The sequence below is a fragment of the Rhodobacteraceae bacterium LMO-JJ12 genome (assembly GCA_021555075.1).
Taxonomy (GTDB): domain Bacteria; phylum Pseudomonadota; class Alphaproteobacteria; order Rhodobacterales; family Rhodobacteraceae; genus JAKGBX01.
This window is the reverse complement of the sequence record JAKGBX010000001.1, coordinates 1,902,223-1,924,892: the sequence shown is the minus strand read 5'-3', so window position 1 is coordinate 1,924,892 and position 22,670 is coordinate 1,902,223. Positions and strand designations below refer to the sequence as shown.

The window sequence follows — 22,670 nt, the reverse complement described above, 5'->3', positions numbered from 1 at the left end:
GGAAACCCCCATTCGCCCTTGCTCCTTGCCGAAATCAGAGCCACGCTCCGCACAATTCCTCAGCAGGAGCGATCAATGACCACTCACAGCCATGAAACCGGGCGACTCAACCTGCCCTTCGTCGGAATCGCCACCTTCGGCAAACGCCCCTATGTCGAGGATTGGTCAAGACTCGAGGCCGATATCGCCATACTTGGCGCGCCTTTTGACTTTGGCACCCAATGGCGCGCCGGTGCGCGCTTTGGGCCGCGTGCCGTGCGCGAGGCGTCGACACTATTCAGTTTTGGCCATGCGGGTGCTTATGACCACGAAGACGATGCGACCTATCTGCCGGGCTCGGTGCGCATCGTTGATATGGGCGACGCCGATATCGTGCACACAGATACCCTGACCAGCCATGCCAATATCGAAACCGGCGTGCGCGCCGCTTTGGCCGCCGGTGCGCTACCGGTGATCATCGGTGGTGATCATTCGGTCAACATCCCCTGCATCAACGCCTTCGATGATCAAGGCGACATTCACATCCTGCAAATCGACGCCCATCTCGATTTCGTCGATGTGCGCCATGGCGTGCGCTATGGCCATGGCAACCCGATGCGCCGCGCCGCCGAGAAACCATATGTCACCGGCCTAACCCAACTGGGTATCCGCAATGTCAGCTCAACCACCAAGGAAGGCTATGACGACGCGCGCGCCATGGGGACCGACATCCTCTCGGTCCGACAAACCCGTGAACTTGGAACCAAAGAGGTGCTCAAACGCATCCCCAAAGGCGCGCGGCTCTACATCACCATAGATATCGACGGTTTCTGCCCCTCCATCGCGCCTGGCACCGGCACGCCGTCACATGGCGGTTTTCTCTACTACGAGGTTCTGGAGCTGCTGCAAGGTGCGGCGAGAAACCACGAGATCGTCGGCCTCGATCTGGTTGAGGTCGCACCAGACTACGACCCCACCGGCTCGACCGCAGTCCTCGCGGCACAGATCCTTCTCAACACGCTGGGTTTCATCTTCTACGCCCGCGGTTTCCGCTAGGCCCGTGGTGACGCCAACCGCCCTGCCCGGTTTTGCCCTGCTGCGCCGTTATCATGATGACCCGGCGTGCTTTGCCGATTGCTACAGCACTGAAATCACGCGCGATATCGACTTCGCGACGTATGCTACCGCCTTCTACACCACGCCGCTGTTCAAACTGGAACGCTCAATCCTGCGTCTGATCCTGCGCCGCCCTTCCGATGATGCCGACGCCGCCCGTCTGGCAACCGGCGAATCCGACAGTTTCGCCGCCTGGACCGTGGAAGCCCGCGCCGCCGATCAGCTTCTGCTGCGCGATCTCGCAGGCAGCACCCGCTCTTGGCTGATGACGACCGCAGGTGAAACACCCGGCACCACCCGGCTTTGGTTCGGTTCCGCCGTTGTCCCCCGACACAGGAGCACGGGTCTCGGCCTGCCCTTTCGCCTGCTCCTGGGGTTTCACAAGCTTTATTCCCGCGCCCTGCTCGCTTCGGCCCGGCGTCGCCTCCTGACCTGACACCCCCGTTTCGCTCTGCACAGACGAACCTTACCAGAGCCCCCTCGCGCGATTGCGCAACTTGAATTCCGGAAAATGCCGCTTGCGGAAAAGATAATGCCGCTATGCATCTTTCACCTGCCCGCAAACATCCTATTGTCATCCCAAACCGGTCAAAAGGCGCGCAGGCATGAGCAAAGATCCCCTCGTCATATTCACCCCTTCGGGCAAACGTGGCCATTTCCCTGTCGGCACCCCGGTGCTCACCGCCGCACGTCAACTCGGCGTCGATCTCGATAGCGTCTGCGGCGGCCGTGGCATCTGCTCGAAATGTCAGATTACACCGGCTTACGGCGAATTCCCCAAGCATGGCGTCACCGTGGCACCAGATGCCCTATCCGACTGGAATGCCGTCGAGCAACGTTATGATGACAAGCGCGGTTTGCCCAAGGGCCGCCGCCTTGGCTGCCAGGCCCAGATTCAGCATGACGTGGTGATCGACGTGCCGCCCGAATCTCAGGTCCACAAGCAAGTGGTGCGCAAGCGCGCAGAAGCGCGCGACATCACCCTCAACCCTTCGGTCAAACTGTTCTATGTCGAAGTCGAAGAACCGGACATGCACGAGCCCTCCGGCGATCTTGAACGGCTGGTGTCTGCCCTTGACGAAGGATGGAATATCAAAGACTTGCGGGCCGATCTTCACATCCTGACCTCTCTCCAGACCACGTTGCGCAAAGGCGCATGGAAGGTCACCGCCGCCATTCACCTCGGCGACGCCGAAAACCCGCCCAAGATCATGCACCTCTGGTCCGGCTTCTACGAAGGCTCGATTTATGGCCTCGCCGTCGATCTCGGTTCCACCACCATCGCCGCGCATCTGTGCGAATTGCAATCGGGCGAAGTTATCGCCTCTTCGGGTATCATGAACCCCCAGATTCGCTTTGGCGAAGACCTGATGAGCCGGGTTTCCTATTCGATGATGAACCCCGGCGGCGCCAATGAAATGACAGACGCCGTGCGTGCCGGCATGAACGTGCTGTTTGATGAGGTCTCGGCCGAGGCCGATATCGACAAGACCCTGATCATGGACGCGGTTTTCGTCTGCAACCCCGTGATGCACCACCTCTTTCTCGGTATCGACCCCTATGAGCTGGGTCAGGCCCCCTTCGCGCTTGCCACCTCAAACGCCCTGCGCCTGCGCGCATCCGATCTCGATCTTGTCCTGCATCCCGCCGCGCGGGTCTATCTGCTGCCCTGCATCGCCGGTCATGTCGGGGCCGACGCCGCCGCCGTGGCGCTCTCCGAGGCACCAGACAAATCCGAAGACCTTGTGCTGGTGGTCGATGTCGGCACCAATGCCGAGATACTCTTGGGCAACCGCGAGAAGGTCCTCGCCTGCTCCTCACCCACCGGCCCCGCCTTCGAAGGCGCGCAGATCAGTTCGGGCCAACGCGCGGCCCCCGGTGCCATTGAACGGGTTGAGATTGATCCAGTGACGAAAGAACCGCGCTTCCGCGTCATCGGCTCTGATCTGTGGTCTGACGATCCAGATTTCGCAGCCGCCATCGCCACCACTGGAATTACCGGCATCTGCGGCTCAGGCATTATTGAAGCGATTGCTGAAATGCGCATGGCCGGGCTACTCGACCCTTCCGGTCTGATCGGCTCGGCGGCGCAAACCGGCACTGCACGCTGTATCCCCGACGGGCGCACACAGGCCTATGTGCTCTGGGAAGGTTCCGAGGACAGCGCGAAAATCACCGTCACCAACCCCGATATCCGCGCCATCCAGATGGCCAAAGCGGCGCTCTATTCCGGCGCACGCCTCTTGATGGATAAATTCGGCGTCGATACGGTTGACCGCGTCGTGCTCGCCGGGGCTTTTGGCGCGCATATCTCCTCCAAACACGCAATGGTGCTGGGCATGATCCCTGATTGCCCGCTCGAAAAGGTCACCTCAGCAGGCAACGCCGCTGGCACCGGCGCGCGCATCGCTCTGCTCAACAGCGAAGCACGTAGCGAAATCGAAGAAACCGTGCGCAATATCCACAAGATCGAAACTGCGGTCGAACCACGTTTTCAGGAGCATTTCGTCAACGCCTCGGCCATTCCCAACGCGGTTGAGCCGTTCCCTATCTTGGAATCCATCGTCAGCCTGCCCGATGTCAGCTTCAATACCGGCGGTGACGAAGGCGACGGTGGAGCCCGCAGACGTCGCCGTCGCAGGGGCTAAGCACACCCAAGCACCCTCAAAAGTGCCAAAACCCGTTAAAATAGCCCAGCCAACTGTCATCGCCGCAAAAGGACTAACACCCATGGACATCCACCGCGCCGGCTCTCGCCCTTCGGCTCCGGCCAATCCCGATTACTTCACTGGCACGGTGCGTTTCGACCCGGTGATCTCCGCGCCAGTTCCTGCTCGGCTCAACGCACTAAGCGTCACATTTGAGCCCGGCGCGCGCACCGCATGGCATACCCATCCCTACGGTCAAACCTTGCTGATCATGTCTGGCAAGGGCCGCATCGCCACCCGCGGCAACGCCATTCGCGAAGTCTTTCCCGGTGATGTCATCTGGTTTGCACCGGGTGAAGAACATTGGCACGGCGCAGCGCCCGACTGTGCCATGACCCATCTTGCAATGCAGGAAAAAGACGGCGATATCGCCTCTGACTGGCTCGAAAAGGTAACTGACGCCGATTACCTGCGCGACGCCTGAGACATTCGCGCACACCGCGCGTTTTCGCGCCCTATAACCATGGGTCGACCCTGCACGCCATTCTCCCGTCAAAGTTGATTTTTCGGCCCTGACCTGTTTTGATACGGGCAATCCTCTCCATGTATTTTTTGAGGCTCGCCCATGTCGCGCAAGATCATCGTCTGCATTGACGGCACCGGCAACGAGATCGGCGATCGTGAATCCAACATTCTCAAACTCTACAAGGCTCTCGACAAATCCAAACCCGAAAGACAGATCGCGCGCTATGTCATGGGCGTGGGCACCTATGACGGACCGCAATTTCTGGGCCGCACCCGCCAGGTCGTCAGCGGCCTGCTGGGGCAGGCATTCGGTTATGGGTTGGAAGATGACGTTCTTGAATCCTACCGCTATCTCTGCCGCACCTATCAAAGCCGCGAACAAAAACAGGCGCTCGATCCCGGCTTGTCCGATGATGCCGCCGAGGGGGATCACATCTATCTTGTCGGCTTTTCGCGTGGCGCCTATGCGGCGCGCGTGCTGGCCGGGTTCATTCATAACTTCGGGCTGGTCACGCCTGACAATCTCCACCTTATCACGCCGGTTTTTCGCGCCTATCGCCGAGTCACCGATTTTGACAGCTCTGAAAAAGACGAACGCGTGTTTCAGGCGCTGCGCGAATACGAGCGCGTGCTTGATCCCGAGCCCGCACCGATCCGCGCACTGCTGCTCTTTGACACGGTCAGCTCAATGGTGCGCTTCCGCCGTCCGCTCTACAACCTGCGCCATTTCGCTTCCTTTGCCGAGATGGGCACCCACCCTTCGGTCAACGCCAACGTTTCGGTCCGTATCGTGCTGCATGCGCTGGCGATTCATGAATGTCGCTCGATGTTTCGCGCACAATCCTGGCTGCCGGAACGCGACAAGGAAACCAAAGAGCCAGTCTATTTCGGCAACAACTTCCGCAACTCGAAAACCAAGCGCCGCCAATATGTCACGCAACGCTGGTTTCCGGGGTTTCATTCCGACATCGGTGGCTCACCGCGAGAAGATGAAAGCGGCATTGGCAAAATCACGCTTTTGTGGATGCTCGACGCCCTGAAAGCCGCAGAACGAAAGGCCGATGCCGAAGACACCGCCTTGCGCAAGCAGGCCCACCGCGCGCCTCTGCCCGGCCCGCGCCGCCTTGGGCTGAGCCTTAAACGTGGCGCGCGCGCCCGCTATTTCGAAGGCAGCGTCAAAGACGCCCAAACCCCCGGCGGCCTGCCCTATGCCAAGCCCGACGCCCATGCGCTAATCCACAATTCTCACACCAACGGCCCGCTGGCGCCGCTCTGGATATTGCTGCAATTCTTCCCTAAATCCCTGCGTCGGCGCGAAAGCGGACCGGTGGCCTGGTATCGCCGCGGTTGGTTGATTTTCTGGTATCTCCCGCTGTTCGAACCACGCCGTATTCCCGAAGACGACGAGACCGACCCCAGCGCCGAGGCCCATCCGCGCTGACGGCTTGACCATACTACGCCCGCGCGCTATCTCGTCGGTCGCGGCGGGTATGATGTAATGGTAGCCTGTCAGCTTCCCAAGCTGAACGCGCGGGTTCGATTCCCGCTACCCGCTCCAATCCACGCCCCTATGACACTGCTGCTTCCGGGTTTCATCCCGACAACGATGCGCGTCACCGCGCGATCACGATGTCAGCACGCAGCCCCCCCAGAGCCTCGCTCTCGCCAAGGCGAAGCACCCCGCCATGGGCCCGCGCCACATCGACCGCGATGGACAATCCAAGCCCGACACCCGTGCCCTTGTTCTGGTTGCGCGCCACGTCAAGACGCGTGAACGGGCGCACCGCCTCTTCCCGACGATCCGCCGGGATTCCCGGGCCATCGTCTTCGACCCGCACGCGCAGGCTTTTCTCAGTCAGATCAACCGACACTACAGCTTTTGATCCATAGCGCACCGCATTGGAAATCAGGTTTTCAACGGCACGACGGATTGCAACAGGCCGCAGGTTCACCAGCCGGTCATCACTTTGTGTCTTGCCGCTTACCAGGTTCAGCACCACGTCGCGGCCACTGCGCTGAAAATCCTCGACAACCTGCGCGACCAACGCCACCGGGTCGACCGGCTCCGGCTCCCCTTCGGATGCGTCGCGCACGAAAGACAGGAACTCATCCACCAGCCGCCGCATTTCCTCGACATCGCGCTCCAGCGGCTCACGATCTTCCGGCTCAAGCAACGACAAGCCAAGCTTCATTCGAGTCAGAGGCGTGCGGAGGTCATGACTCACCCCCGACAGCATCAGGGTGCGCTGTTCGATCTGGCGTTCGATCCGGGCGCGCATGTCAAGAAAGGCATTGCCCGCCGCGCGCACTTCTATCGCACCGGTCGGACGGTATGGCACATGCCGCCCACGACCAAACGCCTCGGCTGCGCCCGCCAGCCGCTTGATCGGGCGCAGCTGATTGCGCAGATAAATGAAGGCAATCACCGTAAGAAGCGCACCAAAAAACAGCATGTTGGCAAATAACTGATGCGGGTTGCGTGCCGAGATTCTCACCCGGTCGAATTCCAACTGCACCGGCCCTTCAGCCCCCTGCACAAAGACCCGCACCACATTGTCGTCTGGCAGCTCGATCGCCAGAATGCCCGGCACCCGCTGTTCCAACTCCGCAAATATGATGAACGCCGAGAAATCATACCAGCGCCGCAAATTGTGCACCGGCAGTTCTTCGGGTTGCACCGGCTGCATCTCAATATCCAACATCTGCGCCGCGGAATCCTTCGTCTCCTGGCTGGTTTCCGGGGCCATCAACAACCGGATCTCGCGGCTTACGCTCACGCTCATCTGCCGGGTGACGCCTTCGAAATGGCGCTGTGCAATCACCACCGACAGCACCAATTGCAACGACACGACCGGTAAAATAAGGATCAACGCCGCCCGTCCATAGAGCGAGCGCGGCATATAGCGTTTGAGCCAAGCGAAAAACATGCCTATTCCTAGCGACGATATCCCGATGAAGAAAGAGCGCATTGCCCATGTCCAGCCAACTGCAAGCCCCGGATGACTTCAACCCGCCCACGGGCGAGGCCATCGAACTTGAACCCGGACTCAGGCGCGTTCTCTGCCCCAACCCCTCGCCGATGACCTATCGCGGCACCAACACCTATCTTCTGGGCACCCGTGGTCTCGCCGTGATTGATCCGGGGCCCGAGGATGAAACCCATCTTGCTGCCATCCTCGCCGCCGTCGCCCCCGGACAAGAGATCACCCACATCCTTGTCACCCATTCACATCTCGACCACTCGCCACTGTCACGCGCCCTTTCCCAGACCACGGGCGCGCCGGTTCTGGCCTTTGGCGATTGGCAGGCCGGGCGCTCGGCCGTGATGCAGGAGCTTGCCGCCGAAGGCCTCGCCGGCGGAGGCGAAGGCGTTGACGCCGCCTTTCACCCGGACATCACACTGCAGGACGGACAGGAGATCGCTGGCGACGGCTGGGATCTCCGGGTAATTCACACGCCCGGGCATTATGGCAACCACATAAGCTTTGCCTGGGGGGATACGTTGTTTTGCGGCGATCACGTGATGGGCTGGTCGAGTTCTCTGGTGTCTCCACCCGATGGCGATCTGACTGATTTCATGGCGTCTTGCACACGTTTGCAACGTCATAGCTGGCGGGTTTTTCATTCCGGTCACGGCGCCCCGATTGACGATCCTGCCGGGCGGCTTGACTGGCTGGTCTCGCACCGCCAGATGCGCGAAACCGAAATCCTCGCAGCCTTGCAGGAAGGCCCTGCCAGCGCCTACACGCTGGCCTGCCGCATCTATACCGAGCTGCCAAAACACTTCATCGGTGCCGCCACACGCAATGTCTTTGCCCATCTCGTTGATCTGACAGGCAAAAGGCGCGTCGCTCCCCGTCCACGCCTCAGTGCAGAGGCCGAATTCCATTTGATTTAAGGGCTTTAGCGAAAACCCAAAAATAGTTCGAAATCCCTCTGGACGGGGCATACTGCGATTGCTATATGGCCAGACGTGTTCCGGCGTAGCTCAGCGGTAGAGCAGTTGACTGTTAATCAATTGGTCGTAGGTTCGATCCCTACCGCCGGAGCCAAAATCACCTAAGCGGTTGATTTCATTGGTTGAGCCCCGACAAGAGTCGGAGCCACCCGTGCACGTGCACAAACTGGTGCACGTCCGGCTCGAACCGTCATCAAACGACGGTTCAAAGCACCGTCACGAGACTATGCTTGGACCGCTAGGCTCAATTGGGAAAATTCGCAGGCATTTTCATCCGAGCTGTGGCAAGGGATCGAGGCTGAGACCGTCGCGCGTGCGGTGGCGTTCAATCTCGGGGTTTGATATCCATTGGGGCTGGAGCTCGTGTGACGAAAGCGGGATGTCGATGTGGAAAGTGGTGCCTGTGCCAAGGCGGCTTTCATAAGAAATGGCCCCCCCCATTCGCTCGATCAGAAGCTTGGCTATATGCATCCCGAGACCGGAACCTCCGGGCGTCTGCGTCACCGAACTCTCCACCTGATTGAACCGTCCGAAAACCTGATCCTCTGCATCTTCGGGAATACCTATTCCACTATCGCGAATTGACAGTCTCAGCATGGTATCAGTCAAACGAGCCGAGCATTCAACTTGCCCACCTTCGGGCGAGAACTTCACGGCGTTTGAAAGAACGTTCCCGACGACCTGCTTCAAACGGCCCGAGTCGGCCTTCACCTTCCTGTTTACATCCTCTGAGACAGTGCGAATCTCAACCTTGGCTTCAGCAGCATGTGCTTCGTATTCCTGTATGGTTTCCCGCAAGAAGTCGTCTGCATCCAACTCCTGACAATTGAGAGTGATCGCGTTCAGATCGAGTTTTTGAAGATCGAGGATGTCGTCGATCAATATCTGTAGCCTGACGGTATTCCTCTGAACAATGCTCAACACGTTTCTTACGGGCGCGCTGACATCACCTGCGGCGCTATGAAGCGCCAGATCAAGGCCCCCTCTGACAGATGTCATGGGCGTGCGCAATTCGTGGCTGATCACGGCGAGAAACTCGGATTTTGCGCGGTTGGCCGCCTCTGCACGCGCAACGGCTTGACGCAGCGCTTCGGCCGATTGTTCCCTTTCAGTGACATCGAACAGCCTTACCGACCAGCCCAACAGATGTCCTTTCGTCTGGATCGGGCTTTCAATTCGCAGGGCTTGCGGCTCGTATGTGCGATCCCCCAACAAGATCGGCTCCGCAGCGCTGAGTTCATCTGCTTCCCCAAGCAAACTCAGTATCGGGCCAATCATCTCCAGGTGGCCGAGCGCCCCACCACACGTGGGTAGATTTTCCTCAAAGATCGCTTTTGCCGCAGAGTTTGCGCCAGCAAACCGCCCCACCGCATCTATGATGATCACCGGATCGTGCGTGGCATAGAATAGCAGGTCTCTCCCCTGGGCGGCGGTATCCATCATCCTGTTGTTCATCAGAAGCCAACTGAAGGCCACAAGCGCGACAGCGAACATAAAGGGCGTCGGGTCGAACCCGAATACGGTGAACCCCCAGCCGACATAGGCTACATTGGCAACCAATGGAGCGGCGGTAATGGAAATCAAGACGCCGAGGAATGGTCGGATGTTCTTCTTGGCCTTGAAGTAGGCATAGGTGAGCACGCTCAAAGTGCTCGCTATAAAGATGTAGAGCCCTGCGGCGACTGCATAAAACAGCGGCCCGTGGTCAAAAATGACGAACGTATTGGCTCCCTCGGTCACGAGGCGGGTGTCGGTGCCGTAAAGCAGCTGGGTCTGGCTATTCGTCAGAGCAATCGCACTCACCAGCGATGGCAATCCGATGTAGAGCAAAAGACGGATCGGCTTGCGGCCCTTGTAGGTGTTCATCGTATAGTCGAACACGAAGAACGTCCAAGCAATTGGCAGCAATGTAATCCCGGGCCAGGCCGCCAGGGACCAACCGACCTTGCATGATAACCCCTGTGAGGCCAAATCGAACGCAACGGTGAACAACCACCACAGCATCGCCACGAATGTCAGCATAAAGGCGGGTTTGCCTGCAAAGCGATTATTCCGCGCGACCCAAGCCAATACGATGGCGCAAATCGCCCACAGTGTGGCCACAGCTGCAGGCACGATGGTGAATTCCAAGCTCGTCAGGCAGGTCATGCTCTACTCTTGCAGGTCAGCTTGGCATTCCGCGCCATGTCGGGGCGAGATGCCAAGCTGAGATTTCTTCAGGTCTGTACCCAAAACTATTCAATTCGCACATACCAAACCGCAAATTCTTCGTTTCGAACCTGCGGCACAGCAAAGTTAATAGGTGAAGTTGTTACAAATATGGCAATAATTGAATTCAACGAATACAATCTGTCAGGCCAAGCCTTTTGAGGGCTGCAAACTCGCGCTGAGTTGCCGGGCAATCTCTTCCATTTCGGCGTCCGGAAGTTGCGGCGGCGTCGCGTATTCGTCAGGGCCTGCCCCGAAATACACCTGCGAGGTCACGTCATGCACATGGTGCATAGGCACGACATGAGCATGGGCATGAGGCACATGGATGCCAGTGTAAAACATGGCCACGCGCTCGACCCCATAGAGCGCCTTCATTTGCGGAGCCAGACGTTGCGCGCAACTGGTAATCCGCGTCGCCAGATCTTCGGGCAGGTCTTCAAACCAGACATAGTGCGCTTTCGGAATGATGAGCGCATGGCCGGCACGGATCGGATGCAGATCGAGAAAGGCCAGGATATGGTCGTCCTCATAGATGCGATGGGCTGGCAAATCGCCGGAAGCGATCCGGCAAAACAGGCAACTGTCATTCATGTGTTCGCTCTTTCACGCGCGCCCATCGGGTGCATTCTGCCGCTTATCTTGGCTGTTAAATGGCACAATTGCAAACACTTACGCGACTTTGTGCAATGCGCAATCCGGGGCCAACACAACGGGAAACACATCCGCCCACCGCCTAGATCATGCCGCATTCACCCCCAAAATTCCCCGGAATTGTTTCGATTTCGGACACAACACGCCACAATTGTTTCCGATTCTGACGCCTGACAAAGGGGCCACGCCGGCACCCAGACCCCAGGAGGGCGACAGACATGACAACCGCTGATCTACAGACACACACCAACCGCGGCGCGCCGCGTCACATGCGCCTGTTCGAGTTGATCCGCCAGAACACGATCGCGGCCCACACACCGTCACAGCCCGCGCCGCAAACTCTGCGTGAAACCGCCCAACCAAGCCGCACATCTCTGTTGCCACAAGAACAACAAGCCATTGGCATCACGTCAAGTTTTGGTCGCTGAGAGGTGCGTCACGCCTCTAGCCCCTGAAACCCGTCGCCACTACGAATTTTTCAGAACTGTCCGCCCGGCTGCTTGGCGGCTTCACATTCGCCACTTTCTCGAATTTCTGCTTGAGCAGCTTTTGCAAATCGCCCTCGGCCCCCCCGGCCAGAACCTTGGCCACGAAGGTGCCGCCGATTTCCAGCACATCAAACGCGAAATAGGCCGCCGCCTCGCACAGCGCGATGATGCGCAGATGGTCCGTCTGCTTATGTCCCGAGCTTGACGCGGCCATGTCGCTCATCACCACATCCGCCTTGCCGCCCAGCCACTCCTTGACCTGCAAATCGGCATCATCGGCCATGAAATCAAGCTGATGAAGCTCACAGCCCGCAATCGGCTCGACCTCCTGCAAATCGACACCCAGGATCCGGCCCACCGCCTTGCCGCCCTTGTCGCCAAGCGCATTGACCCGTGGCACCGCCACCTGACACCAGCCCCCCGGCGCACAGCCCAGATCGACGACCCGCGCGCCCGGCACCAGAAAACGGTATTTCTCATCCAGCTCAAGGATCTTGAACGCCGCGCGCCCGCGATAACCCTCTTTCTGGGCTCGCACCACATAGGGATCGTTCAACTGACGCTGCAACCATCGGGTTGACGAAAGCGTGCGCCCGCGCGCCGTTTTCACCTTCACCTTCAGATCACGCTGCCCGCGCCCGGATGTATTCTTGCCGCTGGGTGTCTTGGCCATGTCTTTCCCCTTTGGACCGGTCCCGCTGAACCGACCCCTTTGAACCGGCGAAGCGTTACACCGAAAACCGACCTAATGAAACGCCTCTTTCAACGTCCGAAAACCGCTGACAGCTCCGCGCGCATCAGAACGGTCCACCCTCCAGCACACCATCGGCGCTCATCTGGGCATAGAGCAGCCCCTCGCGCAGCCCCCGATCCGCCACGCTCAGCCGGTCGGTGGGCCAACAGCGCAGCAAGGCCTGCAAGATCGCGGCCCCGCTCATGATCAAGGCTTGACGGTCCTGCCCGATACGCGGATCGCGCCGCCGCCCCGCCGGACCAAGCCGCAAATAATCGCGGATCACCAGATCGATCTGATCGCTGGTCATACGCAGCCCATCCACCTTTGAGCGGTCATACCGGTTCAACCCCAGATGCGACGCCGCCACCGTCGTCACCGTGCCCGAGGTGCCGACAATCTGAAACCCTTCGCGGGCCTGCTCGTCTTTATAGGGCGCAAATTCCGCCAGGTTTTCCTCGAAAAACCAGCTCATCAGCGCAAAGCGCGCCGAGTCATCCTCAACATCGCGAAACTGATCGCGCAGCGTCACCACCCCAAGCGGCACCGATATCCAGTCAACCACCTTGGCGGCGGGAAACCGCGACCCTGTCCCGTTAAACCCGCTGTGCAACCGCATGATAGCGCGCGGACGGTCACGTTTGGGCACCTGGCTCAGATCAATCCAGACCAACTCGGTCGAACCACCGCCGATATCAACCACCAGCAATTGTTCGGTGTTGATGCTGACCAGAGGCGCACACGAGATCACCGCCAGCCGCGCCTCCTCCTCGGTCTGGATGATTTCCAGGCTGAGACCGGTTTCGCGCCGCACATGGGCCATGAATTCACGGGCATTCACCGCCCGCCGACAGGCTTCTGTCGCGACCAGCCGCATATGCTTCACATTATGACGTTTGAGCTTTTGCTGACAGATGCGCAGCGCCTGAACCGTGCGCCCCATCGATGCCCGGCTAAGACGCCCGGTACGTTCCAGCCCGGCGCCCAACTGCACGGACTTCGAGAACGAATCCACGACGTGAAACTGATTGCCCTTGGGTTGGGCAATCAGCATCCGACAACTATTGGTACCGAGATCGAGCGCGGCATAGAGCTGCGATGGATCCGGCGGATTGGGCGCGGGGCTCTCTACCGGTTTCGGGAATGCGCCCGCACCTTCGGGACGCTTGGGCGCCATACTCACGCCCTCCATTTCGAGTTGCCCTCAATCTAGGCACGCCCCACGCCGCACGCAAGGGATTTCACCACACCCCGCCTTAACCCAACCCTGCCCGCCTGCATATTGCGCACCTGGCCCCGCACATGGGTCACACGGGTCAACAGGTCGCGCGCAAAACGCTTTGGACAGCGCGCCAGCACCGTTTAATACTGCATCCAACCGGGAAAAGGCCGCATCAGATGACACAACAGCACGACCCGAGCTTTGACACCTTTGACGATATCCATTTCCCCCGCCCCACAGAAACAGGCTTTGATGGTGTCGTCGCGCGCGCCCTCTCGCGACGTGGCTTTCTCGGCGGTGTGATGGCCCTCGGTGGCATCGCCACCCTCGCTGGCCTGCCCGCCACGGCGCAATCGCGCCGCTTTCCGTTTGCCCCCATCACCGCTTCAACCGATGACACGGTGCGCGTGCCCCCCCGCTACAAGGCCGAGGTTGTGCTGCGTTGGGGTGATCCGCTCTGGTCGGATGGTGCCGCGTTTGATCCCCTCACCCGTGGCACCGCCGCGTCACAAGCCCGCGCCTTTGGCGACAATACCGACGGCATGAAGCTCTTTTCGCACGCGGGCCGCACCCTCCTCGTGGTCAATAGCGAATACGCCAACCGCCGGGTGATCTGGGGCAACCGCGCCGATGGCTGGCCCGAAACGCCCGACGACATCGAAAAGGGCATGCTCGCTCATGGTGTCACGGTGGTCGAACTGGCCCAGAACGCACAGGGCACAAAAGGCTGGCACCCTGTCATCGACAGCCCGTTCAACCGCCGCATCACCCCGCGCACTCCGATGCACATCACCGGCCCCGCCCGTGGCCACCCCTTGATGCAGACCCCCGCCGACCCGACCGGCACCCAGGCAATAGGCACATGGAACAACTGCGGATCGGGCCAGACCCCTTGGGGCAGCTACCTCGCCTGTGAAGAAAACTTCAACGGCTACTTCGCCACCACAGACAAGACCTTCTCCCCCACCCCCGCACAAACCCGCTATGGCCTCTCATCGCGCGATTGGGGCTATGGATGGTCACAGATTGATCCTCGATTTGATATCGCACGCACCCCGAACGAGGCAAACCGCGCCGGCTACGTCGTTGAAATCGACCCGCGCGACCCCACCTCGACCCCGAAAAAACGCACCGCTCTGGGCCGTTTCAAACATGAAAACGCCGAATGCGTGCTGGCGCGCGATGGCCGTCTTGTCATCTACATGGGCGATGATGAACGCGGTGAATTTCTCTATCGCTATGTCTCGGCGCATCCCTACGCACCCGACGTCGATACCGACGATCTGATGGAAAACGGCACGCTCTATGCCGCCAAATTCCACGACACAGGGGCGGGCGAATGGCTGCCACTCACCCCGGAAAGCACCGGCATGTCGCCCGCAGAAATCTGCATCCACACCCGCCTTGCCGCCTCTGCGCTGGGCGCGACAACCATGGACCGCCCCGAATGGGTCGCCATCAACCCCAACAAGCCCGAGGTCTATTGCGCCCTCACCAACAACAAGAATCGCGCGCTCAAACCCAACGCCGGCGGCGATCCCACGCCCGCAAGCGGCCCCAACCCGCGTGCCGCCAATATCTATGGCCAGATCGTGCGCTGGCGCCCCGACACGGGCAACCATGCCTCAGATACCTTCACATGGGATCTCTACGCACTGGCAGGCAACCCGTCGCTCCATTCCGACGCAAATCGCGGCTCTGAAAACATCACCGAAAACAATATGTTCAATTCCCCCGACGGGCTGCATTTCTCCCCCTCTGGCCTGCTGTGGATTCAAACCGACGGCAACGATAGCAACACCGGCCCCTTCGCGGGCCACGGCAACAATCAAATGCTGGCAGGCGATCCCGCAACGGGCGAGATTCATCGCTTCCTCACCGGCCCGGTTGAATGCGAGGTTTCGGGCCTCTGCTGGTCGCCCGACCGGCGCACCATGTTCGTCGGCATTCAACACCCGGGCGACAAGGGCGGCAGCCATTGGCCCGACGGTGGCGATAGCGTGCCGCGCTCTGCCATCATCGCCATCACCCGGCGCGACGGCGGCCCGGTGGGGTGATCCGATCAAGCAGGATCACTGGAAATGTGTCGAAACCGAACTGCCCCAGTCAGCGAAGCAGTCCGCCAATCCCCTCACTCTCCCGAATCTACGCTCTTCGTGTGAGGTGAACCCAATGGCGATGAAGCGCACGACAGATCACGCCCATCGCACCAAAGGCCAAGGCGCGGGCAACACCCAGCCAGGCTAAGCAGGATACGTCTCAAATCGGCGAACGCGGAAATAGGCGCAATGTCGATTTGCACACATAGCCATCCAATGCGACCCGGCCCATTGCGCATTCTGCCCGCACACAAATGTCTTCGACACTCTGCCTGTATAGGTGAACCCCACGATTCCCTTCAACATCATCATGAATATTTCGCAAGCCTCCCCCCATGGCGCCCCCTGTCCTTGCGCTCTACCCTATGCTTCGAACGTCGCTAAGCGCGCGTGCAAAGTCGAAATCCGCCCGTTTTCCACCCATATGCTCCAGTATGAGGGACGACAGGATAAGGAAGGAATCATCCATGCCCGACGTCACAATCGTCTACTGGCGCGACATCCCGGCCCAAGTGATCGTGGGTAAAGGGCGTCGCGGGTCAAAAATGCCCCTGCCCGAGCGTTTCGAGCAGGCCATCGACCGCGCCGCGATGAAAATCGGCGCCCGTGATGCCGATGCCTATCTGGCCGAATGGCGCAAAGCCCCTTCCTACTCCGTCCAAGGAGACCCCTCCGAGATCGTGGCGGCTGAGGCTGCACGGCTCGACACTGAATACGATCAGGAGCGCATCAAGGCCCTGATTGCCAACGATGGCTGGGCCTGAAGCCCCTATGCGCCTTTGGAGTGTGATGATGTCACTGCTGAATTTCCGCAAGAAAGCAACGGCCCCGGCCGCCCCCGTCAACCCCGAGCTTGAGGCCTTTCTCAAGGGGTATTCCATCGAGGTGATGCCGCGCACCGCCAGCAAGGTCGAGGATTTCCGCGATCACCTGCCGCGTGGAACCCGCGTCTATATCGCCCATATCGACGGCACCCCGATCGAGGAAATGGTCGCCACCGCCGCGCGCCTGGCGCTTGAGGGCTATGACGTGATGCCGCATTTCCCGGCCCGCATCATCGCCGACAAAGCCACCCTGCAAAACTGGATCGACATGTATCAGGGCGAAGCGGGCGTGAAACAGGCGCTTCTGCTCGCCGGTGGCCTCGATCAGCCCCAGGGCGATTTCCACTGTTCGATGCAACTCCTTGAAACCGGGCTCTTCGACAAGGCCGGTTTCACCCGCCTGCACGTCGCCGGTCACCCCGAAGGCAACCGCGATATTGACCCCAAGGGCGGCACCCGCCTGGTCGACGAGGCCCTTCAATGGAAACAGAAATTTTCCGAACGCACCGACGCCAAAATGGCCCTCGCCACGCAATTCGCATTCGAGGCCGCCCCGATCATCGCCTGGGCTGATGGTCTCAAGGAGGCGGGCATCACCCTGCCCATCCATATCGGCATCGCCGGCCCGGCCAAGCTGCAAACCATGATCAAATTCGCCGTCACCTGTGGCGTCGGCCCCTCGCTGCGCGTGCTGCAACGTCGCGCCAAGGATGTGACCAAGCTCTTGCTGCCGTTTGAGCCCACCGAAGTGCTCACCCAACTCGCCGCTCACAAGGCTGCAAACCCTGACAGCAACATCGAACAGGTGCATTTCTTCCCGCTTGGCGGTATCAAGACCAATGCCACCTGGGCCCAGGATCACGGCGGCGCTTCGGGCGTTCCGGCAAACCAACAAGGATAATCAATGACCCGCACTATCGTCGAATCCAAAACCAAAACCGCCATCATCGGCTTTGACCAACCGTTCTGCGTGATCGGCGAGCGGATCAACCCCACGGGCCGCAAGATCCTCAACGAAGAGCTTGAACGCGGTGATTTTTCCCGCGTCGAAGCCGACGCAATCGCCCAGGTCGCCGCCGGTGCCAACATTCTCGACATCAATTCGGGCGCCGTCTTCTCCAACAAGATGGCCGAAGACCCGCGCTATGCCGACAACAACTTTGTTGAACCCGACCTGATGAAAAAGCTGATCGCCTGTGTTCAGGCCGTGACCGACATCCCGCTCTGCATTGACAGCTCGGTGCCCGGCGCGCTGGAAAATGGCCTCGCCACCGCCGAAGGCCGCCCGCTCCTGAACTCGGTCACCGGTGAAGAAGAGCGCCTGGAACTGGTCCTGCCGCTGGTCAAGAAATACAACGTTCCGGTGGTCGCAATCTCCAACGACGACACCGGCATTTCCGAAGACCCCGACGTGCGCTTTGCCGTCGCCAAGAAGATCGTCGAACGCGCCGCCGATTTCGGCATTCCCGCACATGACATCGTGGTTGACCCGCTGGTCATGCCGATCGGCGCCATGGGCACGGCCGGTTTGCAGGTTTTCACACTGGTGCGCCGTCTGCGCGAAGAACTCGGCGTCAACACCACCTGCGGCGCCTCCAACATCTCGTTCGGCCTGCCCAACCGTCATGGCATCAACAACGCCTTCCTGCCCATGGCCATGGGTGCCGGCATGACCAGCGCCATCATGAACCCCATCGCCATCCCCGTCGGCCCGACCAAACTGGCCGAGAAGAAAGCCGAGATTGAGGCCGCAGGCATCATCCTGCCCGCCGATATCGACGATGAAACCTTCTGCATCCTGTTCGGCCTCGGCTCAACCAAACCGCGCCCCGGCAAGGAAATGGAAGCAATCCGCGCCGCCAACTTCCTCACCAACAACGACGAAGGCGGCTCCGAGTGGATTCACTTCAACAAGGTCGCACCCAAGGCCGGTCATGAAACCCGTGGCCGCGCTGGCCGCACCGGTGGGCGCCGCCGCCGCGCCTGATCCCAAACTTTGCCGTGATCTCAGCCCCGCCCCCAATCGGGCGGGGTTTCCTTTTCTCCCGCACAGCTCAAGGGACAGCCCTCCGCCGGGTCTTCCTCTGACCGGAAATATCCTGGGGGTTTGGGGGTAAACCCCCAATATCTATGTGGTTTGGGGGTGAAACAACCAACTTCGATACGGTTTGGGGCCAAGACAACCATCAGTGCTGCGGCTTGATGAACAATCTGCCGCTCGTCACACCACCCGCGCTCTACTCACAGGGCCAGGCCGCCTTTGCACCAAAGGCTGGATGGTGCATTTCGCTTCCCTCGGTGATGCCAATCGCGCGCGCCAGCCCACCATTGATCTCCAACACCGCCAGGATATTCGATCCCCCAGGAATCTGTGTCAAATCGCCGGGCACTGCCTGATGATGCACCCGCTGCACCACGCCTTGCGCGTCCAAGAAGATCATGTCGAGCGGAATGCGTGTATTTTTCATCCAGAATGCTACGAAACTGGGTCGCGGATAGATGAACAGCATGCCCGCGCTGGTCGGCAGGCTATCGCGATGCATCAACCCGCGCGCCCGCAGGCGGACCGTATCAGCCAATTCAACGTTGAATCGTGCCGTGCCCCATTCGCCGCGTAGAAACACAGTATCCTCACGACAGGACTCAGCCAGAATCGGTGCCGCGCCGAAAAGCAAAAACGCCAATGCCAAGGCCAGACGCCTTGCCAAGATTCTTACTGCCCAAGCGCTCAACCGACTCACCTCTTGCACTCATCCAGCAGCGCTGTTTCCCAGGCACAAACCTCTGTCGCCATACGCCCGCGTTTACCGTCTATCACCCGAATGGCCAGCGCCTCCCCAGGCTGCAACTCGGCAAACCCAGAGCGCCGCAGCACTTCAATGTGCACAAATACATCCTCGTCACGACCAAAAACATTGGCAAAGCCAAACCCCTTGCCCTTGTCGAACCATTTCACCCGCGCAGGCTCCAGTGGTGCTGTGCGCATCACTTCGGGATCAATATCAGCAAAATCCGCCAGTGACGCGGGACCAACACACTCTGGCGGGTCTATTCGCAACACGTCCACGGCCTGAACACCGCGGTCTGTTTCCTGCACCATGATTTGCACGCGCGCGCCATCCGCAACCGAGCTTTGCCCGAAGTTACGCAAGACGTTTGCGTGCAATAAAATGTCTGGTCCGCCTTCATCGGCCACCACAAAACCAAATCCCTTGACAGGATCAAACCACTTTACCTGACCAGACACTTCACGGGTGCTATTCGCATCCTGTTTCAAAATAAGTGTCCATTTTTTCCATCCCCAGCTTCTGTCATGCGCAATGAGGCGTCCAGTTTCAAGAAGAAAAAACTAATTACTATCAATTGCTTGCTTTTCGCGATTCATAAAACTCACGGGTTCAGACGTTGAATCCCCCAGTTTTCCTCGGGCGTTGTGCGCCGCCAACGGAACCTGTCATGCAAGCGAAACATTCCATCGGCCCAGAATTCGATCTCCAACGGTATGATCCGAAATCCCCCCCAGAAGGGCGGCCGCTTGGGGTTCGCACCTTCCCGCGCTGTAACCTTTGCCACTTCCGCCACCAGAGCAGCGCGTGAACTCAACGGTTGCGACTGCGCCGAAGCCCATGCCCCCAGCCGACTCTTGAGCGAACGCGAGGCGTAATAGGCATCCGCCTGCGGCCCATCCTCTCGCTCAACCAGCCCGCGCACCCGGATTTGCCGTCTGAGACTTTTCCAGTGTAGCACAAACGCCGCCTTGCCACCCGTCTCGATCTCGCGGGCCTTGGCGCTGTTGTAATTGGTATAAAATACAAAGGCTTGCGCCTCGATCTCCTTGAGCAAAACCATGCGCACATTGGGCAGTCCAGCGCTATCCACCGTGGCCAAAGCGATGGCGTTGGGATCATTGGGTTCTGACGCCTCGGCTTCGTCAAGCCAGGTCCTGGCAATCACAAACGGATCGTCCCCCGCAAATATACCGTTTCTGTCTGCCACGCCGATCAATCCTCATGTTTCAGGCACGCCCAGTTCAGGCTTCCTGCCCCACGCCCTGCCCCTTTCGCTTGATGCACCCTATTCAATCGCCTAAAGAAATCAAACAGCATAAGTGTGTCGCATTGGCGCAGATGGGGGACAGATGTCGAACAACCTGATGGCAGGCAAGCGTGGACTCATAATGGGACTCGCGAATGATAAATCCATCGCCTGGGGCATAGCCAAGGCCTGCGCCGATGCCGGCGCTGAAATGGCTTTCTCCTATATGGGTGAAGCTTTTCGCAAACGCGTGGCGCCACTGGCCGAACAGATCGGCGTCAAAACGTTGATTGATTGCGATGTCTCCGACCCCGCCTCGCTCGATGCCGCCTTCGCCGAAATCGAAGATAAATGGGGCAAGCTCGATTTCATCGTCCACGCCATCGGCTTTTCTGACAAGAACGAGCTGCGTGGCCGCTATGTCGACACCTCCAAAAACAACTTTCTGATGACGATGGACATCTCGGTCTATTCCTTCACTGCCGTGATGCAACGCGCCGAGAAACTGATGGGCGCAGGCGGCTCTGCCCTCACCCTCACCTATTACGGCGCCGAACAGGTCATGCCGCATTACAACGTCATGGGCGTCGCCAAGGCCGCGCTTGAGGCCTCGGTCAAATACATGGCCGAGGATCTGGGCAAGGACGGCATCCGCGTCAACGCCATCTCGGCAGGCCCGATCAAAACGCTGGCCGCGTCCGGCATCGGCGATTTCCGCTATATCCTGAAGTGGAACGAATATAACTCGCCGCTGCGGCGCAACGTGACCATCGACGACGTCGGCAAATCCGCGCTCTACCTGCTCTCCGATCTTGGCTCGGGCGTGACCGGTGAAAACCTGCATGTCGATGCCGGCTATCACATCGTCGGCATGAAAGCGGTCGACGCGCCCGATATCGAAAAGGCCTGATCCGCGCGCATGGAACCCGCCCACCTCATTGCCTTCAACTTTACGTTGCTCGCCGCCTTGGCCAGCCCCGGCCCGGCCATGCTGGTGGCGATCCGCGCCACCCTTTTGGGTGGAAGGTCTCACGGCATTGCCACAGGCCTTGGCCTCGGCACCATGGCCGCGCTCTGGACAGGCACTGCGTTGCTTGGCCTTGATGCGCTTCTGGCTCTGTTCCCCTGGGCCTATCTCACGCTGAAAGTCATCGGTGCGACCTATCTTATCTGGATCGCCATTCAAACATGGCGCCACGCCACCACACCGCTTTCAACCGCAGACTCCGCTGTTGCGCTGCCGCGCCGCCGCCGCGCCTTCCTGTCAGGGGTGCTGGTGAATTTCGCCAATCCCAAAGCAGTGCTCTTTGCCGCTTCGGTGCTGGTGGTGATCTTCCCGTCAAACCTCAGCGGTGGCGAAAAACTGTTGATCGTGACCAATCACATGCTGGTCGAATTCACCGCTTACATTCTATTTGCCCTCGCCCTCTCAACCGGCCCGGCCCGCGACAGCTATCTGCGTCTCAAACCGCTGTTTGACCGCACCGCCGCCGCCGTGCTTGGAACCCTTGGGCTGCGCCTGCTCATTGATCGCTGAAGGATAAGCTGCCATGACCGACCGTCTCCCCCACGAAAAAGGCTTCCACGTCAGCTGGGACCAATTGCACCGCGACGCGCGCGCACTGGCCTGGCGTCTTGACGGCAAAGGCCCCGATGACGGTGCCTGGAAGGCGGTTGTTGCGATCACCCGCGGCGGCATGGCCCCGGCAATGATCGTGGCACGCGAACTCGACATTCGCACTGTCGATACGGTCTCGGTCAAATCCTACCATTCCGGTGGCGGCAAGGCAGATCAGCGCCGCGAGGCCGAAGTCATCAAATCCCCCGACGCTAACATGATGGGCGATGGCACCGGCATCCTTGTCGTCGATGATCTGGTGGATAGCGGCAAAACCCTCGAACTAGTGCGCTCACTCTATCCCAACGCCCATTTCGCCTGTGTCTACGCCAAACCCGAAGGCGAAAAACAGGCCGATACCTATATCACGGCGGTTTCCCAAGACACCTGGATTTTCTTCCCATGGGACATGGCGCTGCAATATGTCGAACCCTATCGCGGCGTGGACTGAACGGCGCGCAGGTTTGAAATCAGGGAGCCTCCGGCGGGGATACTTAGAGCAAGATGAAGCCTGAGGCGGCCTTTCGATTTCATCTTGCTCCAAATATCCCCCGCGGAGCGTC

Annotated in this window: 22 protein-coding genes and 2 tRNA genes; 16 read left to right on the top strand and 8 right to left on the bottom strand. The window is 59.7% G+C overall.

What is annotated here, in order from left to right:
• Window positions 1-75: 75 nt before the first annotated feature.
• The 6 genes from LZG00_09145 to LZG00_09120 all read left to right on the top strand — a co-directional run bounded on the left by LZG00_09145 (window position 76) and on the right by LZG00_09120 (window position 5,826).
• Entirely contained in the window at window positions 76-1,035 is a 960-nt protein-coding gene (locus LZG00_09145) for an agmatinase (GenBank protein ID MCF3594164.1), read from the top strand.
• A 4-nt stretch (window positions 1,036-1,039) separates the two neighbouring features.
• Window positions 1,040-1,531: a hypothetical protein gene (locus tag LZG00_09140; protein ID MCF3594163.1), complete on the top strand. Its 492-nt coding sequence runs from the start codon at window positions 1,040-1,042 to the stop codon at window positions 1,529-1,531.
• Between the two features lie 169 nt (window positions 1,532-1,700).
• Window positions 1,701-3,743 carry an ASKHA domain-containing protein gene (locus LZG00_09135; GenBank protein MCF3594162.1) on the top strand — a complete coding sequence of 681 codons (2,043 nt, stop codon included), beginning with the start codon at window positions 1,701-1,703 and terminating at the stop codon, window positions 3,741-3,743.
• 82 nt (window positions 3,744-3,825) lie between these two features.
• The gene (locus LZG00_09130; GenBank protein MCF3594161.1) at window positions 3,826-4,227 is read left to right on the top strand and encodes a cupin domain-containing protein; all 402 of its coding nucleotides are present in this window, start codon (window positions 3,826-3,828) and stop codon (window positions 4,225-4,227) included.
• Window positions 4,228-4,368: 141 nt separating this feature from the next.
• The gene (locus tag LZG00_09125) at window positions 4,369-5,709 is read left to right on the top strand and encodes a DUF2235 domain-containing protein (GenBank protein MCF3594160.1); all 1,341 of its coding nucleotides are present in this window, start codon (window positions 4,369-4,371) and stop codon (window positions 5,707-5,709) included.
• Between the two features lie 43 nt (window positions 5,710-5,752).
• Window positions 5,753-5,826, top strand: a tRNA-Gly gene (locus LZG00_09120).
• A 55-nt stretch (window positions 5,827-5,881) separates the two neighbouring features.
• On the opposite strand, the gene LZG00_09115 is transcribed toward LZG00_09120, so the two are convergent.
• A complete protein-coding gene (locus tag LZG00_09115; protein ID MCF3594159.1) occupies window positions 5,882-7,195 on the bottom strand; it encodes an ATP-binding protein in 1,314 nt (437 codons plus the stop codon).
• Window positions 7,196-7,254: 59 nt separating this feature from the next.
• Between LZG00_09115 and LZG00_09110 the strand changes: the two genes are divergently transcribed.
• Together LZG00_09110 and LZG00_09105 are read left to right on the top strand one after the other, a co-directional pair.
• On the top strand, window positions 7,255-8,166 hold the full coding sequence (locus tag LZG00_09110; protein ID MCF3594158.1) for an MBL fold metallo-hydrolase: 912 nt from the start codon (window positions 7,255-7,257) through the stop codon (window positions 8,164-8,166).
• A 79-nt stretch (window positions 8,167-8,245) separates the two neighbouring features.
• Window positions 8,246-8,320, top strand: a tRNA-Asn gene (locus LZG00_09105).
• A 176-nt stretch (window positions 8,321-8,496) separates the two neighbouring features.
• Here the strand turns inward: LZG00_09105 and LZG00_09100 are convergent.
• Entirely contained in the window at window positions 8,497-10,374 is a 1,878-nt protein-coding gene (locus LZG00_09100) for an ATP-binding protein (protein MCF3594157.1), read from the bottom strand.
• A 204-nt stretch (window positions 10,375-10,578) separates the two neighbouring features.
• Complete coding sequence (locus LZG00_09095; protein MCF3594156.1) at window positions 10,579-11,028, bottom strand: HIT family protein; 450 nt, start codon at window positions 11,026-11,028, stop codon at window positions 10,579-10,581.
• Window positions 11,029-11,306: 278 nt separating this feature from the next.
• Between LZG00_09095 and LZG00_09090 the strand changes: the two genes are divergently transcribed.
• Complete coding sequence (locus LZG00_09090; GenBank protein MCF3594155.1) at window positions 11,307-11,516, top strand: hypothetical protein; 210 nt, start codon at window positions 11,307-11,309, stop codon at window positions 11,514-11,516.
• Between the two features lie 16 nt (window positions 11,517-11,532).
• Here LZG00_09090 and LZG00_09085 read toward each other — a convergent pair whose 3' ends face one another.
• Together LZG00_09085 and LZG00_09080 are read right to left on the bottom strand one after the other, a co-directional pair.
• Window positions 11,533-12,249 (bottom strand): RlmE family RNA methyltransferase, encoded by a 717-nt coding sequence (locus LZG00_09085; GenBank protein ID MCF3594154.1) that lies wholly within the window; start codon window positions 12,247-12,249, stop codon window positions 11,533-11,535.
• Between the two features lie 124 nt (window positions 12,250-12,373).
• Entirely contained in the window at window positions 12,374-13,486 is a 1,113-nt protein-coding gene (locus LZG00_09080; GenBank protein ID MCF3594153.1) for a Ppx/GppA family phosphatase, read from the bottom strand.
• Window positions 13,487-13,707: 221 nt separating this feature from the next.
• On the opposite strand from LZG00_09080, the gene LZG00_09075 reads away from it, so the two are divergent.
• The 4 genes from LZG00_09075 (at window position 13,708) to LZG00_09060 (ending at window position 18,441) form a co-directional block, all read left to right on the top strand.
• Window positions 13,708-15,588, top strand: coding sequence for a PhoX family phosphatase (locus LZG00_09075; GenBank protein ID MCF3594152.1), 1,881 nt, complete (start codon window positions 13,708-13,710; stop codon window positions 15,586-15,588).
• A 509-nt stretch (window positions 15,589-16,097) separates the two neighbouring features.
• Window positions 16,098-16,394 (top strand): virulence factor, encoded by a 297-nt coding sequence (locus tag LZG00_09070; GenBank protein ID MCF3594151.1) that lies wholly within the window; start codon window positions 16,098-16,100, stop codon window positions 16,392-16,394.
• Between the two features lie 28 nt (window positions 16,395-16,422).
• Entirely contained in the window at window positions 16,423-17,355 is a 933-nt protein-coding gene (locus tag LZG00_09065) for a methylenetetrahydrofolate reductase (GenBank protein ID MCF3594150.1), read from the top strand.
• A gap of 3 nt (window positions 17,356-17,358) precedes the next feature.
• Entirely contained in the window at window positions 17,359-18,441 is a 1,083-nt protein-coding gene (locus LZG00_09060; protein ID MCF3594149.1) for a methyltetrahydrofolate cobalamin methyltransferase, read from the top strand.
• 250 nt (window positions 18,442-18,691) lie between these two features.
• Here the strand turns inward: LZG00_09060 and LZG00_09055 are convergent, their stop codons facing one another.
• From LZG00_09055 to pdxH, 3 genes are all read right to left on the bottom strand, one after another.
• A complete protein-coding gene (locus tag LZG00_09055) occupies window positions 18,692-19,144 on the bottom strand; it encodes a DUF192 domain-containing protein (protein MCF3594148.1) in 453 nt (150 codons plus the stop codon).
• Between the two features lie 47 nt (window positions 19,145-19,191).
• On the bottom strand, window positions 19,192-19,731 hold the full coding sequence (locus LZG00_09050; GenBank protein ID MCF3594147.1) for a cold shock domain-containing protein: 540 nt from the start codon (window positions 19,729-19,731) through the stop codon (window positions 19,192-19,194).
• 113 nt (window positions 19,732-19,844) lie between these two features.
• Complete coding sequence (gene pdxH, locus LZG00_09045) at window positions 19,845-20,450, bottom strand: pyridoxamine 5'-phosphate oxidase (GenBank protein ID MCF3594146.1); 606 nt, start codon at window positions 20,448-20,450, stop codon at window positions 19,845-19,847.
• A gap of 142 nt (window positions 20,451-20,592) precedes the next feature.
• Between pdxH and fabI the strand changes: the two genes are divergently transcribed.
• From fabI to gpt, 3 genes are read left to right on the top strand one after another with little or no spacing between them, the layout of a single operon-like run.
• Complete coding sequence (gene fabI / locus LZG00_09040; protein ID MCF3594145.1) at window positions 20,593-21,399, top strand: enoyl-ACP reductase FabI; 807 nt, start codon at window positions 20,593-20,595, stop codon at window positions 21,397-21,399.
• A 9-nt stretch (window positions 21,400-21,408) separates the two neighbouring features.
• Window positions 21,409-22,026: a LysE family translocator gene (locus tag LZG00_09035; protein ID MCF3594144.1), complete on the top strand. Its 618-nt coding sequence runs from the start codon at window positions 21,409-21,411 to the stop codon at window positions 22,024-22,026.
• A 13-nt stretch (window positions 22,027-22,039) separates the two neighbouring features.
• Window positions 22,040-22,558, top strand: a complete 519-nt coding sequence (gpt, locus tag LZG00_09030; GenBank protein MCF3594143.1) for a xanthine phosphoribosyltransferase — start codon at window positions 22,040-22,042, stop codon at window positions 22,556-22,558.
• Window positions 22,559-22,670: the final 112 nt, after the last annotated feature.